Here is a 14,661-nt window from a genome sequence, read left to right as displayed (position 1 = left end):
CTGCAGAACTCGCGACGCGGCTAGTTTTTGTCCGTCCCCTCGACGACGCCGAGAGCTGAGCGCGCCCGCTGCTCGTAGCCTTGGCGCGCGGTGCTGTCGAAGTCGAGGAACACCTGGTCGAGTCCCAGTTTCTTGTTCAGCCAACGTCTTCCGCGTGGACCGAGCAGCTGGGCGGCCTGCGCGGTGAAGCGCAGTACCGGCGGCACCGAGACGTGGGTCTTGGGCTTGTCCAGCGTCTTGGCGACGGCCGCGGCGATCTGCTCGGGCTCGACCGGTTTGATCGCGCCGCTCTCCTTGGTGCCCGCGATCAGTTCGGTCTTGGTGAACGGCGGCATCACCACCGACACGTGTACCCCGTGCGGGGCCACTTCGTCGGCCAGCGCCGCCGACAGCCCGACCACACCGAATTTGGCGCCGACGTAGACCACCTGGCCGGGCACCGGGATCAGGCCGGACAGCGACGCGATGTTGATGATGTGGCCGCGCCCCCGGGAGATCATGTCGGGCAGCGCCAGCTGACATCCGGTGATCACACCGTAGAGGTTCACCTCGATCGACGAGCGGATCGCCTGCTCGGACTGCTCGAGGAACGGTCCGATCGGCATCACGCCCGCGTTGTTGATCAGCACGTCGATGTGGCCACCGCCGTCGGTGCGGGCCTTGTCGAGGAAAGTCGAGAACGACTCCCGGTCGGTGACGTCGAGCGGATAGCCCGAGACCGGGCCGAGGTTGGACAGCTTGGCCACCGAGGACTCCTGCAGTGCCACGTCGCGGTCGCCGATCACCACGCGCGCACCGCGCCGGAGCAGGGCTTCCGCCGTGGCGTAGCCGATGCCGCGGGCGGCTCCGGTGATCGCGATGGTCTTACCCCGGATGTTGTCCATGCGGCCGGACTTTACACCTGTCAAGTTTGTCGGGGAAGACCTCACAACCAGCCGGATACAGTATTTTGCATGCCGGTTCCGGACGAGCGCGGGAAGCACAAGCGATCACTGCTGCGCGAGCAGGCCTACGAGTCGATCCGGGACGCGATCATCGCGGGCACGCTGGCGCCCGGGGAGAAACTGCGCGACGCCGACCTGGAGAGGTGGCTCGGCATCAGTCGCACCCCGATCCGGGAAGCGCTCGCACGCATGGAGGCCGCCGGCCTGGTGCACACCGTCCCGGGGCGCTCGACGGTGGTGTCGACCATCGAGCGCAAGGCGGTGCTCGATGCCCAGACCGTCGCCGCGGCCATGCATGCGCTGGCCGCCCGCCTCGCCGTCCCCCTGATGGACAAGTCGGACTTCACCGAAATGGTCAGCGCCAACAAGGACTTCGCGGATGCCGTGTCGGCCGGGGACGCGGCGGCGGCGATCCGCGCCGACGACCGGTTCCACGGCGTTGTCGTCGCCGCGAGCGGCAACGACCTGATCCCGACCGTGCTCGAACAGGTGACCCCGGTGCTTCGGCGGCTGGAGTCCCTGCGCTTCTCGTCGCTGTGCGGGCGGCAGTCGATCGCGCAGCACAGGAAGATCATCGAGTGCTGCCGCAAGCGCGACGCGGACGCGGCCGCCGAGGCGACCCGGGAGAACTGGGAGACGTTGACGCTGTTGATCGAACACCTCGACGACGACTGAGGAGGGCTGAGTTTTCCTCACCCCGAGCAAAACACGCGCAGTGGAATGCCCGCGGCGGGTGTGCGTTAGACATGGAGGTGATGTCCGTACCTGCGGTGGGTGAGTTGCGCTTCGTCGCGGTGGGCCAGGACGATTCGCTGGCCGCACCGCTGCTCGAGGAGCTCGCGACCGAATACGCCGACCGCTACGGCGGCAGGCGCGACCGCGTCCACGCCTGGTTGCGCGAGTATCCGGCAGACGAATTCACACCACCGGCAGGCGGGCTGATCGTCGGATTGCTCGGCGAGCGGCCGGTGACCGGCGGCGCGTTCCGCCGTTTCGACGAGCACACCGCCGAACTCAAACGCATCTGGACCGACAGTGGGCACCGCCGCCGCGGCTACGCACAGGCGCTGGTGTCCCGGCTGGAGGCCGAGATCGCCGCCCGCGGTTACCGCCGGATCTACCTGACCACAGGCGACCGCCAACCCGAGGCCGAGGCGCTGTACACCTCGCTGGGCTACACCCGGCTCGACGACCCGCTGCCCGCCGACGGCGAGGTCTACCCGATCGCGTTCCTGAAGGTCCTGACGTGACCGCGCCGCCGCGGGTCGCCGTCGCACTGGAGGGCTACGGCTGGCATCCCGAGGCGTGGCGCCACACGACCGATACCCGCCCGGTGACGGCGGGCGATTACTGGGCGGACCTCGCCAGGACCGCCGAACGCGGGCTCGTCGACTTCGTCACGTTCGACGATTCGCTGTCCCCGCAACGGCGCAGGCGCCCGGAGATCGATCCGCGCTGGCTCGCCGGCCGGCCCGATGCGGTCCTGCTCGCGGCGCGGGTGGCGCCGGTGACGCGGCACGTGGGACTCGTCCCGGTGGCCAACGTCACCCACACCTCGCCCAGACAGCTGGCGAAAACCGTTGTGACGCTGGATGACATCTCCTGCGGCCGGGCCGGATGGCAGATCAGGGTCGGCGCTGCGGCGCACGAGGCGCAGCTGTACGGCAGGCCCCCGCCGGCCGGGGAGGTGTTCGACGACGCGCTCCGCGCTGTCATGGCGGTCCGGGACCTGTGGCCTTGTCCCCAACCGGTGGTCGCCGCCCTCGCGCACAACCCGCGCGTCTACGAGTTCGCCGCCGCCGGGGCCGATCTCGTGTTCATCACCCCGCAGGACGATGACTCGGTGACGACGATCCTCGGTGAGGTCGAACAGGCCGGCGGACGGGGTCTGCAGGTGTACGCCGACCTCTACGTCACGTTCGACGGCGTCGTCGACGAACGCTCGGACGCGCTGGTGGTCTCGGGGACCCCGCGCGAACTCGCCGACCACATCGTCGCCTGGCACCGCCTCGGTGTGCACGGAATCCGGCTGCGCCCGGCCGTGAACTCCATGGACCTGCCCGTCATCGCCGACGAACTCATTCCGCTGCTGCAACGTCGCGCCGGCTTCCGTACCGGCTACGCCGACGGTGAGACGCTGCGGCAACGCCTCGGACTTCCCGCCGACAGGTCTGCGAAAGCGAGCACGCCATGACCGTTCCACTGTCCATCCTGGATCTCGCGCCGATCCCCGAGGGCTCCGACGCGGCCACCGCCCTGCGCAACACCGTCGACCTGGCCCAGCACGCCGAACGCTGGGGGTATCGGCGATTCTGGGTGGCCGAACACCACTTCGTCTCGGTCGCCAGCTCGGCGCCCGCGGTACTGATCGGGCAGATCGCCGCGGCGACACAGAGCATCCGGGTCGGCGCCGCGGCGGTCCAGCTCGGCCAGACCACCGCGATCGCGGTCGCCGAGACCTTCGGCATGCTCGAGGCGTTCCATCCAGGGCGGATCGACCTCGGCGTCGGGCGCTCGGGCCAGCGGCGCCGCGAGGCGCAGCGGGACGGCGCCGTGAAGCGGGAACCGAAACCCGTGCCGCCGTGGCGGCAGATCGACGGCGTGGTGATCCCGGCACCGTTCGACATCACCGCGATGATGCGTAACCCGCGGCTCAAGGCCCGGATGTCGGTGCTGCAGCAACCCGAGGCCGTCGCACCGGATTTCGCCGAACAGGTCGACGACATCCTCGCCATGATCGCCGGCCGCTACCGGATCGGCGACGTCGAGGCGCACGCCGTGCCGGGGGAGGGCTCGGCGCTGACCCCGTGGGTGTTCGGCAGCAGCAAGGGCCAAAGCGCGCGGGTCGCGGCCGCGCGCGGTCTGCCGTTCGTCGCGAGCTACCACATCACCCCGGCCACCGCGCTCGACGCCGTCGAGGTGTACCGCGCCGAATTCCAGCCCTCGCCGGCGCTGGCCGAACCCTACGTGGTGGTGTCGGCCGACGTCGTGGTCGCCGAGGACAATGCCACCGCACGGCATCTGGCGTCGAGTTACGGCCACTGGGTGTATTCGATCAGGGCCGGTGACGGTGCGTCGCCCTACCCCGACCCGGATCTCGTCGCGCCGTTGACCGCCGAACAGGAGGCGGTGGTGAAGGACCGTACCGCAACACAATTCGTCGGAGATCCCGACGAGGTGGCGCACCGGCTGGATGCGCTGCAACGGGTCAGCGGCGCCGACGAGTTGGTGATCACCTCGGTGACCCATCGCCACCCCGACCGATTGCGGTCGCATCGGTTACTCGCCGAGCACTGGGGGTTGGCCGGTGGATGCTGAGCGCCCCAACGGTATTCGCCTGGCGACGCGGATTCCCGGGACGGCCGGGTTCGACGCCTGCGTGCGCATCGCCCGGTCGGCCGAGCGCGGCCGTTTCGACTTCGTCCTGCTCGACTTCGTCCTCGACAGCGCGCCCGACCCGTTCTCCGTACTGGCCGCGCTGCCGGCGGTGACCGATCGCATCGGCCTCGTCGCGGTGGTGGACACCGACACCGCTGAGCCGTTCGACGTGGCGCGGAAACTGGCCACCGTCGACCACCTGTCCGGCGGCCGGGCCGGATGGCGCATCGCCGATTCCTGCGACCGCGACCGTGCCGAGGAGTTCGCCGCCGTCGCACGCGAATTCTGGGACAGCTGGGCCGAGGACGCCGTGACGGCCGACCGCCAGGCGGGCCGCTACGTCGATCCCGACCGGATCCGGCCGGTCGAGCACCGCGGCGCCCATTTCACCGTCCGCGGCGTCGCGACGATGCCGCGCCCGCCGCAGCGGCATCCGGTGCTGATCACCGCCGGTCTTCTGGAGCTGTCGGGTCCGCCCGGCGAGATCGCCGCCGAGATCGCACGGCACATCCGAGACGGCGGGGGTGGCGTCCTGCTGCTGGACCCGGACGACGGCCAGGACGGCCTCGACACGATCGTCGAGCACCTCGGCCAGACCGCGCTATAGGCTTGCCGATGTGTCGCAGGCGACCGTGGGCTGGCTGTTGCTGGCCGCTGCGGCCTTGACCTTCGTGCTGGGCGCGGTGTCGCGGCTGTTCATCGGCAACAGGCGAGAGTCCAAGGCGGTGCGCGCTCTGGTGCACACGTTCCGCCGTACCGGCATCGCACGGGTGCTGTTCGGCCGCTTCTCCGACGATGTCCTCGACGACGACGAACTCGACACGATGATCCTGATGCCGGCGATCGTCGTCGCGTGCGGCCTGGCGCTGACCGCGATCTTCCTGCTCTTCTACGGCAATCTGGCCTGATCCACCGCGTCGCGCACCGATCCCCGCCACACCGGGCCGTGTCCGGGCAGCAGCACCTCGGTGTCGAGGTTGCCGAGCGCGTCGAGGCTGCGCAGACAGGCCGCCTGGTCGTGGTTGAACACCGACGGCAACAGCTGCGGGCCACGGCGGCCCGACACCGGATGATCGGTGACCAGCGCGTCGCCGCTGACGAGCACCCCGTCCACCACGTACGAGCAGTGCCCCCCGGTGTGCCCCGGCGTCGGAACGCACACCGGGGCGCCCGGCAGCTGTGCGGCGGTGTCGGCGGTCAGCGCGGCCGCGGTCGGAATTCCCTCGTGGGTCAGCGCGCCCTTACGGATGATCGACACCGACCACTTGAGCCACTTCGGTTGCCATGCGTTGCGGGCCACCGCCACCGGGGAGGCCTGCTCGAGATATTCGCGCCTGGAGTGCCCGACCTCGTCGGTGTGGCAGTACACCGGGGTGCCGTGGGTTCCTGCGAACCAGATCGCGGTGCCGAAATGGTCGATGTGGGCGTGGGTCAACAGGATTGCGCGCACATCGCCGGCGTCGAAGCCGAGGGCGCGCAGCGAGGCCAGCACGTCCTCGCGGTGCCCGGGGAAGCCCGCGTCGATCAGGATCACCCCGCCGCCGCTCTCGTCGGAGCCGGTGACCAGCGTCCAGTTCACCAGGTCCGTCTGGGCGAAGTGCACGCGCTCGGTGATGGCCGTGACTGCCGGTGCCATGAAGCGAGTGTAGAAACATAACTATGGCTGAACTGAAACTGGGCTACAAAGCGTCGGCGGAGCAGTTCGCGCCTCGCGAACTCGTCGAACTCGCCGTCGCCGCCGAAGAGCACGGCATGGACAGCGCCACCGTCAGCGACCACTTCCAGCCCTGGCGGCATGAGGGCGGCCACGCCCCGTTCTCGCTGGCGTGGATGACCGCCGTCGGGGAACGCACCAAGCGGCTGCAGCTGGGCACCTCGGTGCTCACCCCGACCTTCCGCTACAACCCGGCCGTCATCGCCCAGGCGTTCGCGACCATGGGATGCCTGTACCCGAACCGGATCTTCCTCGGTGTCGGCACCGGTGAGGCGCTCAACGAGATCGCGACCGGTTACGAGGGCGAGTGGCCGGAGTTCAAGGAGCGCTACGCGCGGCTGCGCGAATCCGTCCGGCTGATGCGCGAACTGTGGCTCGGTGACCGCGTCGACTTCGAGGGCGAGTACTACAAGACCAAGGGTGCGTCGATCTACGACGTGCCCGAGGGCGGCATCCCGATCTACATCGCCGCGGGCGGCCCGCAGGTCGCCAAGTACGCCGGCCGCGCCGGTGACGGCTTCATCTGCACCTCCGGCAAAGGGGAGGAGCTCTACAAGGACAAGCTGATCCCGGCCATGCGGGAAGGTGCGGAGGCCGCGGGCAAGAACCCCGACGACGTTGACCGGATGATCGAGATCAAGATCTCCTACGACACCGATCCGGAACTGGCGCTGGAGAACACCCGGTTCTGGGCACCGCTGTCGCTGACCGCCGAGCAGAAGCACTCCATCGACGATCCGATCGAGATGGAGAAGGCCGCCGACGCCCTGCCGATCGAGCAGGTCGCCAAGCGCTGGATCGTCGCGTCCGACCCCGACGAGGCCGTCGCCAAGGTGAAGGATTACGTCGACTGGGGCCTCAATCACCTGGTGTTCCACGCCCCCGGCCACGACCAGCGCCGGTTCCTGGAACTGTTCCAGCGTGACCTGGAGCCGAGGCTGCGCAAGCTCGGCTGACGTCGCGAATCCCGCGGGATGATCCGGTTTCTCGCGACGCTGCTGGGCCTGGCTGCCCTCGTCGTCGCGGCGGTGGGCTTCACGGCCCGGTACCTGCCCATCTCCGGGCACCCGACGCTGATCCTGGCCGCCGCCGCGCCGTACCTGTCGGTGGCCGCGCCGGCGGCGATGCTGCTGTTCGCCCTCGGCAGGCGCTGGGTGCTGAGCCTGGTCGCGGTGGCGCTGACCGTCGCGCTGATGTGGGTCTACGTCCCGCGCTATCAGGTGGCCTCGGCAGCCGAGGCCGCGACCGTCGAGTTACGCGTGTTGACCGCCAATCTCGGTATGGGACAGGCGGATCCGGATGCGCTCGCCGCGCTGGCCGCGAACTCCGCCGATGTGGTGGCGGTACAGGAGATGACGCAGGAGGCCGCCGACGGTCTGTCCGCCGCCGGGATGGACCAGGTGTTCCCGCACCGGGTGATCGTGCCCGCGCCGATGGCGGCGGGAATCGGTATCTGGAGCAGGTTCCCGCTCGTGCATCCGGGCCGGATCGACGGCTACGCACTGCCGATGGTCGGGTCGAGGATCCGGGTCCCGGGGGTACGCGTCGACGCGACCGTGTTGTCGGTCCACCTGGCCGCGCCGTGGCCGATGCCGATCGACGCGTGGCGTTCCGACCTCACGGCGTTCGCCGACACGCTGCGCGAGATCGGCGTCAGCGCAGGGGCGGGCGCGGTGATCGTGGCGGGCGACTTCAACTCCACCTATGAGATGGCGCCGTTCCGCAAGCTGCTCGACGAGGGCTACGGCGACGCGGCCGTCGACGCCGGCGCCGGTCTGGCGCGCAGCTATCCCGGCCGCGGGTACCGTCCGCCGCTGATCGGGATCGACCACATCCTGACCAGGAACTGCTCGGCGTCGGGCGTGCGGACGGTCGTCGTGCCAGGCGCCGACCATCGCGGCCTGCTGGCCACCCTCCGCCTGCCGGTGGACCTCACGGCGAGCTGACGGCTCTCAGCTGCGCGGTGGCGCCGGCGGACCGGTCACCCGGTACACCCGGAACCGTTCGTCACCGGAGGCACCGGCCACCGACAGCACACGCATGCCGAATCCCGCGCCGTCGGCCCACATGGTCGGATAGCGCTGGCTGACGGCATCCGAGTCGCCGAGCGACGGGCTGGTCGCGACGATGAACTCGACGCCGAAGTCCCAGGGTCTGTTCAGCGCCGCGGTGAAGTCGTAGTCGCTGGTGATCAGGAACTGCTTCGGGTTGCCCGACGCCAACCACACTCCCCACGTGTTGAATGTGTCCATCAGCACCGAACCCGGGGGCAGGTTCCTGCGGTCGAAATATTCGGCGAGCCGGCGGTCGTCGACCATCAGCCTGCGGTACCACAGCTCACCGGGCGGATAGCGTTCCGGATCGTGCAGCTGCGGCAGGCCGTACTGCAGCTGCTGGTTGCCGATCCGGTCGTCCATCGCCGCCCGCACCGTCACCGGGAATCCGATCACCAGCGACGCGACGATCAGCGCCGCCCCCGCCCGCCGGGTCAGGACCGCACCGCGCTCGTCGCCGGGGTCGCGGGCCGGGGACCAGAACGCCAGCGCGATGCACACCACCATCGGTATCGCCAACAGGTAGAAGCGGAACCAGCCGAACGTGGTGGACGAGTACTGCCCCCACGCCGCGAACGCGAGCACCGGACCGAACAGTGCCAGCGGGACGAGCACATCGACCCGGCGCCGCAGTGCGGCGACCACGACGGCGGCCGCCGTCGCCAGCCCGAGGAACGGTTGCATGCCGAGAAGGCGGGCCGAGATCACCACCCAGTCGTCGGAGGCGGCCCGGGTCAGCGGTCCGGCCTTCTGCATCGCCGCCTGGACCTGGTGGTCGTTGCCGTACCGCGACGACAGCGTGGCGAACAGCTCGCCGGTCACCACCCAGCCGGTCAGCGCCCAGGTCGCGAACGCGGTGGCGAGCGGGAACACCACGATGAGCACCATCAGCGCGGAGCCGGCGAGTTTGCCGCGCTCCCTGGCTCCGTACATCGCCACCGCGGCCACCAGCAGCGCCGCGCCGGCGCCCGCGACCACCACCTCGTAGCGGGCCAGATACCCGACGCCCAAAGCGATTCCGGCCCAGGCGAGGTCGCCCTCGCGGCGGGTCTGCACCCAGCGCAGCAGATGCCGGGCGCACCATACGATGGCGAAGATCTCGGCGGCCTCGCTCATCCCCGACGCGCCGTAGACGATGATCATCGGTTGCAGCGCAAAGCATGCGACCGCGAGTCGCCGCCACAGGGGTTTCAGCCCGCGGTCGATCGCGATGCCGCGGATCATCACCGCAGCGCCGGCCATGAAGACGGCGCTCTGCACGACGGCGGCGAGTCCGTGCGTCTTGAGCGCCGGCCACCACTCCGCGAACATCAGCACGGGCAGTTGCGCGAGGCTGGGCAACGGGTTCCACACGAACCCGATTGCGGACAGGTGCGGGTCGCGGCTCATGAACACATAGCCGGCGTTCGCGACGCGGCTGGGGGCGTCGGGGTCGAACAGGTTGTAGCGCAACACCAGAACCGCGCCGACGGCGAAGTACAGCACCGACAGCGTGGTGAGCAGCGTCAAGGCCGCGCCGCGCCCGGACCCCGCGGTGGCGGTGACCTCGGGTTGCGGCGGTGCGGCCTCGACGGTGGCGGTCACGGGATGACGGGTGGGCGCCGGCGTCGGGCGATCAGGAACACGCCGCCGACGAGGACACCGACGCCGACGGCCGCCGCCGAACCCACGGCCCACCACTTCCAGCCGTCGCCGGGGTACTCGTTGACCAGCGCGACCCCCTCGCGCAGCGTCAGGTTGACCGGTTCGTTGTCCGGGCCGGCGGCGACGACGTCACCGGTCAGCGATGACCACCGGTCGGGCAGCCCACGGATGTAGTCCAGGCTCGCGTCCACCGCGGCCCAGTCGCCGCTGCCGGTGACGGCCAGCACCGTGCGGTCGTTGTGGGTGAAGGCCTGCACCACACCGACCTCGCCGTTGACATCGATCACGCTGGTGCCGTCGATGTCCACCGAGTTCGCGGCGCCGGGCATCAGCGGTCCCACCAGTCCAGCGGCCGAGAGGCTCTCCCCGGCGCCGACCGCGAGCAGGCCGGCCTGCGAATTCGCCGACTCGGCAAGGGTGCTCAGGTGCGGCCGCAGGATCACGCTGGAGCGCTGGGCCATCAGGTTGACGACGTCGGCGGCGAACCTCAGCTGCTGTGGTGATTCGATCGCCACGTCGAACTCCGGGGCGAACGCCATCGGCAGTACCTGGAAGCCGCCCCGGTTCTTGCTGCCCGGGGTCACCTCGACGGTGGAGCTCGGGTCGATGACGAACCGCAGCGTGTTGTCCAGCGGCGCGCAGTCCTGATCCGGCACGTACTGGATCTCCAGTGCCATACCGACTTTCGAGGTGATCGATTCGGCCGGAACGTCACCGGTGACGTCGAGGACACCGGACTCGTCGAGCACGCGGGTGGCCAGGACGGTGGAGCCCGAGCGGATCACCACCGATGCCGTTCCGCCGACGACCGGCGTGTAATCGGCCTTCAGGTGGACCTTGGCGTTGGTGATCGAGCCGACGCCGAACGCGCCGGCATCGAATCCCGCGTAGAGCGTCGACTTGCCCTGCACCGCGATGTCGCCGGCGATCCCGAGCTGATCGAACGTCTGCAGGGTGGTGGTGGTCGGGCTGCGGTCGGTGGCCGACAGCGTCTTCGCGAAGTCGGTCTGCGCGATCGCGAAGCGCCGGTCGTCGAACAGCGACACCTGGCGTACCAGGTCGTCGCCGTCACCGGTGATCACCAGGACCGCGCGCGGCGTGCCCGGGTTCTTGACCACGACGCTGGGGTCCTTGCCCTCGCGCAGCGTGATGACCCTGACCTCGGGACCCGGGACCGGGACCTCCTCGCTGACGTCGACGTCGATGCGGACCGGGATGGGTTGGTACAGATGCGTCAGTGCCGCAACCAGACTCAGCGCGGCCTGGGTCTGGGCGTCCGTCGGGTTCGGACCGACGTGGATGGTGACGCCGTCGACGAAGGCGGGCAGGAAATCGGCGACCGTGGTGGGATCCGGGGTGGCCCGGGAGTAGGCGCTGGCCAGTTCGCTGAGCACCATCGACGGCGGGCGGGTGCAACTGTCGGCGGACGTGCCGGCGTCACGGATGGCGAACCTCAGCGGCGCCCTGCCGTCGACCACCGCGGCTCTGGACATGTCGACGCGCAGCGGTGTCGTGGTCGAGTTGCCGCCGACCTTGACGCTGGCGAGCGTGACGCCGCGGGAATCGAGGACGTCGAGCCGCGCGTCGGTGGTGTTGACCACCGAGCCGATCAGGCCGGTGAGCACCGCGGGCGTCACACCGGTGGGCACGGGCACCGACACCTCGGTCAGATGGTTGGCCCCGGTGAGCGAGAGTTCCTCGGGCAGACCCAGCTGGGTCCACGAGATCTCGCGTGGCGGCGCCGGTGTCGCCGCGTTGCGGTCGGGCGGCGCCGCGGCTGAGTGGGGGATGCCCGCGGCGGAGCCGCCGAGTGCGAGCGCGCCGGCGACGAGGACGGACGCGGCTGCGGATCGCCAGTCGGACATCAGAGTTCCCTCCCGCTGTGCGCCAGCGGCGCGGGATGAGTCGAGGACAGTCCGTGCACGGTCTTCTCCCAGAAGTGAGGTCGGGTCAGCAGCTGGAAGATCGCCTTCATCGCGGCGATCGACTGCAGCATCCAGTACAGCGGGATCAGCGCCGCTGCCCACCACAGATACGGTTTGTCCAGCCGCTGCACGACGATCAACCCGATGTAGACCGAAAGTGGCGCTCCCACAAGGTACATGACGAGGTAGGTGTAGTAGGTCAGCGACGGGAACGCCATCTCGATCAGGTGGGGCCGGCCGAGGACCCAGGTCGCCATCGTGGACCAGAACAGCAGGTTGATCACGTTGACGATGGGCACCGCGCCGGTCATGTTGATCAACCGCAGGATGCCCTTGCCGCCGATCTCGGACCACAGGGTCACCGGCTGGCGCAGGTGCACGAGCATCGTCTGCAGGTAGCCCTTGTACCACCGGGAGCGCTGCCGAATCCAGTTCAGCACATCGGAGTTCGCCTCTTCGAGGGTCACCGAGTCGAGGATCCGGGTGTGGTAGCCGTGCCGGGCGAGCCGCACCCCCAGGTCGGCGTCCTCGGTGACGTTGAACTCGTCCCAGCCGCCGATGGCGCGCAGCACGCCGGTGTGCATGTGGTTGGAGGTCCCGCCCAGCGGGATCACACACCCGGCGGCCTGGACCGCGGGCAGCATGATCCCGAACCACTGGTCGTACTCCAGGGAGAACCAGCGCGTCAGCAGGTTCTGCTTCTCGTTGAAGTAGCCGAGCCTGGCTTGCAGACACCCGACTTCGGGCGGCAGATCGGCGAAGGCGGCGACGGCCTTGCGCAGCTGGAGCGGATCGGGAATGTCCTCGGCGTCGTAGATGGTGACCATCTCGCCGCGCAGCCCGGGGGAGGCCATCCCGTAGTTGCACGCCTTGGGTTTGGTCTTCGGTTCGCTGTGCGGCACCCGCACCACCTGAACCGATTCGAGTTCGACGCCCTCCATCGCGCGTTGCGTCGCGATGTCGTCCTCCTCGACGAGGAGCAGGATCTCCAGCTTGTCCTTCGGATATTCGAGTCTGCCGACGCCTTCGATCAGGTTGTGCACGATCGAAGGCTCGTTGTAGACCGGCAGCAGCACCGTGTACACCGGCAGCTCGTCGTCGGGGATAGCGCGGGCCTGCTCGTCGCTGATGGTGATCATGCTCGGTGCCCGCAGCCCCCGCAGCAGCAGCCAGTGCCGGTCGATCGTCGAGGCCAGATACAGCGCCGCGAGCACGGTGGTCACTATCGGCAGGACGGACTCGGGCGCCAGGAACGCGGCGACGACGCCTGCCGCGAGTGCGGCGCCGCCGACGAGCAGGAACGCCCCGTCGAAAACCTTCCGCGCCGAGAAGTGTTCGGGTAGTTGACTTCCTGGGGTGTAGCTATGCACGGATGACGAGGTGCGCCAGCAGGCTGTCGGCGACCTCGGTGGCTCGGCGCACCACCAGGTCGTCGACGCGGCCCTGCCCCTCGGCCTGCTGCCTGCCGATCCACAGGGCAGGGCTGACCAGGGTGTCGGTGACAGTCATCGGCTGCGGGGCGGGCGGTTCGCCGCCCGCGACGTGCTGGTTCACCACGACGGTGACCCGCTGGTAGCCGGCATCGCTGTGCCAGTCCCAGGTCAGCGCGTACCAGTGCGGGGTGGTGCTGTCGATCGCGGTGTCGGCGTTGCTGTAGACGGCACGCACGTCGACCGGTGCGCCGGTCGTCAGCGGTGGCGCCGCGGTGAAGTTCAGCGGGCGCGTCGTCGGGTACCAGACGGTGCTGTGGTGGTCGTGCAGCGACGCGAGGCTGGGCATCGTGATCACGTCGACGGCGGCGGCGGGCATCCCGGCGCTGGCAGGCACCGTGTACCGGACGTACTCGGCGTCACCGCCGAGGTAGTGCTGGACTTCGGTGAGCTCGTGGGCGTCGAACGGCCCCGCCGAGCGGACCCAGTCGGCCTGCACGGCCGGAGGTTCGGTGGCCATCGGTGCGGAGGTGTGCGCGAAGCCGACCACCAGCGCGAGCACGGGCAGTGCGAGCAGCGAGCGCCACGACCGGGCCGGGTAGGACTCCAGCGGGCCCGTGTCGGCGCCGGTACCGATCCACCGGCGCATTCCGAGGTGGACGAGTACCGGGACCCCGAGCGCGGCGATCGCGGTGACCCCGAACAGCGGCAGCGCGTCGATCAGCAGGGTGGCCGTGAGCCAGCCGAGGGTCAGCGACGCGGCGGCGGCCAGCAGCCGCTTCGGCCGCGGTGCCCGCGCTCCGGCCAGATACACCGCGGTGGCACCGAAGCACACGCTCACGGCGACGTTGGCGGTGTCCGAGCCGCCCAGCGCGCCCGCGGCGAGGGTGAACGGCACCGGGCTCGCGCTGATCACCGCGAACAACCACACGCGCCACATCCGCTGGGTGTGGCGGGCGCCGAGGAGGATCACCGACGCACAGACGGCCCACAGCACCGCGCCGATCAGGTCCAGCCGCCACACCGCGGCGAGCGCCTCGAACCGCGCGTTGACCAGTGCGATGCCGGCGAAGCCGATGGTCCCCAGGACCGCGACGAACAACCAGTCGGATTCGTTGTCGTTCACGCCGTCCGGCGGGCGGCGGTAGCCCGTGGCGACCAGCAATGCGAACAACGGAGTCAGGGCCAGCAACGGCGTGCGGGACCCAGCCAACGCGTCGCCGACGAGGTGGGCGTAGTCCGAGCCGTACGCGATCGCGACCAGAGCTACGACGGCCAGCAGTCGGCTCCGGTACCCCCACCGGATCTGGATCCGTTGCCGAGCCCGCGCGGTCCGGGACAACGTGTTGCTGATTTTGAGCGTATTGGCATTGCCTAGAACGCCTACGGAACGTTCAAAGTTTGCTGTAGTTGTCATCGGCCGCCGATTTCCGCGAGGTGTGGTGGTAATGGATCATGTCATGCCTGTTCGCGTGGCCGCAACAAGTTTTGTCGAGTTTGTCAATTTGAATTTATGGAATTGCTCACATCGCACGACTGGGTAACGACGTGGTCTCGAATGGGACGCGAGTC

Annotated in this window: 14 protein-coding genes; 8 read left to right on the top strand and 6 right to left on the bottom strand. The window is 69.4% G+C overall.

What is annotated here, in order from left to right; translation table 11 throughout:
- Positions 1-20: 20 nt before the first annotated feature.
- Positions 21-884 carry an SDR family oxidoreductase gene (locus BST38_RS05570; protein ID WP_083142259.1) on the bottom strand — a complete coding sequence of 288 codons (864 nt, stop codon included), beginning with the start codon at positions 882-884 and terminating at the stop codon, positions 21-23.
- Positions 885-953: 69 nt separating this feature from the next.
- Between BST38_RS05570 and BST38_RS05565 the strand changes: the two genes are divergently transcribed.
- From BST38_RS05565 to BST38_RS05540, 6 genes are all read left to right on the top strand, one after another.
- Positions 954-1,619, top strand: coding sequence for a GntR family transcriptional regulator (locus BST38_RS05565; protein ID WP_083142258.1), 666 nt, complete (start codon positions 954-956; stop codon positions 1,617-1,619).
- Between the two features lie 80 nt (positions 1,620-1,699).
- A complete protein-coding gene (locus BST38_RS05560) occupies positions 1,700-2,194 on the top strand; it encodes a GNAT family N-acetyltransferase (protein ID WP_083142440.1) in 495 nt (164 codons plus the stop codon).
- A complete protein-coding gene (locus tag BST38_RS05555) occupies positions 2,191-3,138 on the top strand; it encodes an LLM class flavin-dependent oxidoreductase (RefSeq protein ID WP_083142257.1) in 948 nt (315 codons plus the stop codon). Before BST38_RS05560 ends, BST38_RS05555 begins: the two co-directional genes overlap by 4 nt.
- The gene (locus BST38_RS05550) at positions 3,135-4,262 is read left to right on the top strand and encodes an LLM class flavin-dependent oxidoreductase (RefSeq protein ID WP_083142256.1); all 1,128 of its coding nucleotides are present in this window, start codon (positions 3,135-3,137) and stop codon (positions 4,260-4,262) included. The genes BST38_RS05555 and BST38_RS05550 overlap by 4 nt, the downstream gene beginning before the upstream one ends.
- Positions 4,252-4,929 (top strand): LLM class flavin-dependent oxidoreductase, encoded by a 678-nt coding sequence (locus tag BST38_RS05545; RefSeq protein ID WP_083142255.1) that lies wholly within the window; start codon positions 4,252-4,254, stop codon positions 4,927-4,929. The genes BST38_RS05550 and BST38_RS05545 overlap by 11 nt, the downstream gene beginning before the upstream one ends.
- Positions 4,930-4,939: 10 nt before the next feature.
- Positions 4,940-5,230 (top strand): hypothetical protein, encoded by a 291-nt coding sequence (locus BST38_RS05540; RefSeq protein ID WP_083142254.1) that lies wholly within the window; start codon positions 4,940-4,942, stop codon positions 5,228-5,230.
- On the opposite strand, the gene BST38_RS05535 is transcribed toward BST38_RS05540, so the two are convergent.
- Positions 5,212-5,958: an MBL fold metallo-hydrolase gene (locus BST38_RS05535; protein ID WP_083142253.1), complete on the bottom strand. Its 747-nt coding sequence runs from the start codon at positions 5,956-5,958 to the stop codon at positions 5,212-5,214. The two genes, BST38_RS05540 and BST38_RS05535, sit on opposite strands and share 19 nt — an antisense overlap.
- Before the next feature lie 23 nt (positions 5,959-5,981).
- Between BST38_RS05535 and fgd the strand changes: the two genes are divergently transcribed.
- Both fgd and BST38_RS05525 read left to right on the top strand, forming a co-directional pair.
- Positions 5,982-6,992, top strand: a complete 1,011-nt coding sequence (gene fgd / locus BST38_RS05530; RefSeq protein ID WP_083142252.1) for a glucose-6-phosphate dehydrogenase (coenzyme-F420) — start codon at positions 5,982-5,984, stop codon at positions 6,990-6,992.
- A gap of 18 nt (positions 6,993-7,010) precedes the next feature.
- Entirely contained in the window at positions 7,011-7,982 is a 972-nt protein-coding gene (locus tag BST38_RS05525; RefSeq protein ID WP_083142251.1) for an endonuclease/exonuclease/phosphatase family protein, read from the top strand.
- Positions 7,983-7,988: 6 nt separating this feature from the next.
- Here BST38_RS05525 and BST38_RS05520 read toward each other — a convergent pair whose 3' ends face one another.
- Genes BST38_RS05520 through BST38_RS05505 form a run of 4 tightly spaced genes read right to left on the bottom strand, consistent with a single transcriptional unit; the run spans position 7,989 to position 14,431 of the window.
- Complete coding sequence (locus tag BST38_RS05520; RefSeq protein WP_083142250.1) at positions 7,989-9,674, bottom strand: glycosyltransferase family protein; 1,686 nt, start codon at positions 9,672-9,674, stop codon at positions 7,989-7,991.
- Positions 9,671-11,599, bottom strand: coding sequence for a hypothetical protein (locus BST38_RS05515; protein ID WP_083142249.1), 1,929 nt, complete (start codon positions 11,597-11,599; stop codon positions 9,671-9,673). The genes BST38_RS05520 and BST38_RS05515 overlap by 4 nt, the downstream gene beginning before the upstream one ends.
- The gene (locus BST38_RS05510) at positions 11,599-13,029 is read right to left on the bottom strand and encodes a glycosyltransferase family 2 protein (protein WP_083142248.1); all 1,431 of its coding nucleotides are present in this window, start codon (positions 13,027-13,029) and stop codon (positions 11,599-11,601) included. The genes BST38_RS05515 and BST38_RS05510 overlap by 1 nt, the downstream gene beginning before the upstream one ends.
- Positions 13,022-14,431 carry a hypothetical protein gene (locus tag BST38_RS05505; protein WP_110781520.1) on the bottom strand — a complete coding sequence of 470 codons (1,410 nt, stop codon included), beginning with the start codon at positions 14,429-14,431 and terminating at the stop codon, positions 13,022-13,024. Before BST38_RS05505 ends, BST38_RS05510 begins: the two co-directional genes overlap by 8 nt.
- Positions 14,432-14,661: the final 230 nt, after the last annotated feature.

This window comes from Mycolicibacterium parafortuitum (genome assembly GCF_002086815.1).
In the GTDB taxonomy this organism is placed as follows: domain Bacteria; phylum Actinomycetota; class Actinomycetes; order Mycobacteriales; family Mycobacteriaceae; genus Mycobacterium; species Mycobacterium parafortuitum.
The sequence above is the reverse complement of the archived record's forward strand: the minus strand, read 5'-3'. Positions and strand labels throughout refer to the sequence as shown.

Coding starts and splice junctions, on each gene's coding strand:
- BST38_RS05570 (WP_083142259.1), bottom strand. CDS start 884: ATGGACAACATCCGGGGTAAGACCATCGCGATCACCGGAGCCGCCCGC.
- BST38_RS05565 (WP_083142258.1), top strand. CDS start 954: ATGCCGGTTCCGGACGAGCGCGGGAAGCACAAGCGATCACTGCTGCGC.
- BST38_RS05560 (WP_083142440.1), top strand. CDS start 1,700: ATGTCCGTACCTGCGGTGGGTGAGTTGCGCTTCGTCGCGGTGGGCCAG.
- BST38_RS05550 (WP_083142256.1), top strand. CDS start 3,135: ATGACCGTTCCACTGTCCATCCTGGATCTCGCGCCGATCCCCGAGGGC.
- BST38_RS05535 (WP_083142253.1), bottom strand. CDS start 5,958: ATGGCACCGGCAGTCACGGCCATCACCGAGCGCGTGCACTTCGCCCAG.
- fgd (WP_083142252.1), top strand. CDS start 5,982: ATGGCTGAACTGAAACTGGGCTACAAAGCGTCGGCGGAGCAGTTCGCG.
- BST38_RS05525 (WP_083142251.1), top strand. CDS start 7,011: ATGATCCGGTTTCTCGCGACGCTGCTGGGCCTGGCTGCCCTCGTCGTC.
- BST38_RS05515 (WP_083142249.1), bottom strand. CDS start 11,599: ATGTCCGACTGGCGATCCGCAGCCGCGTCCGTCCTCGTCGCCGGCGCG.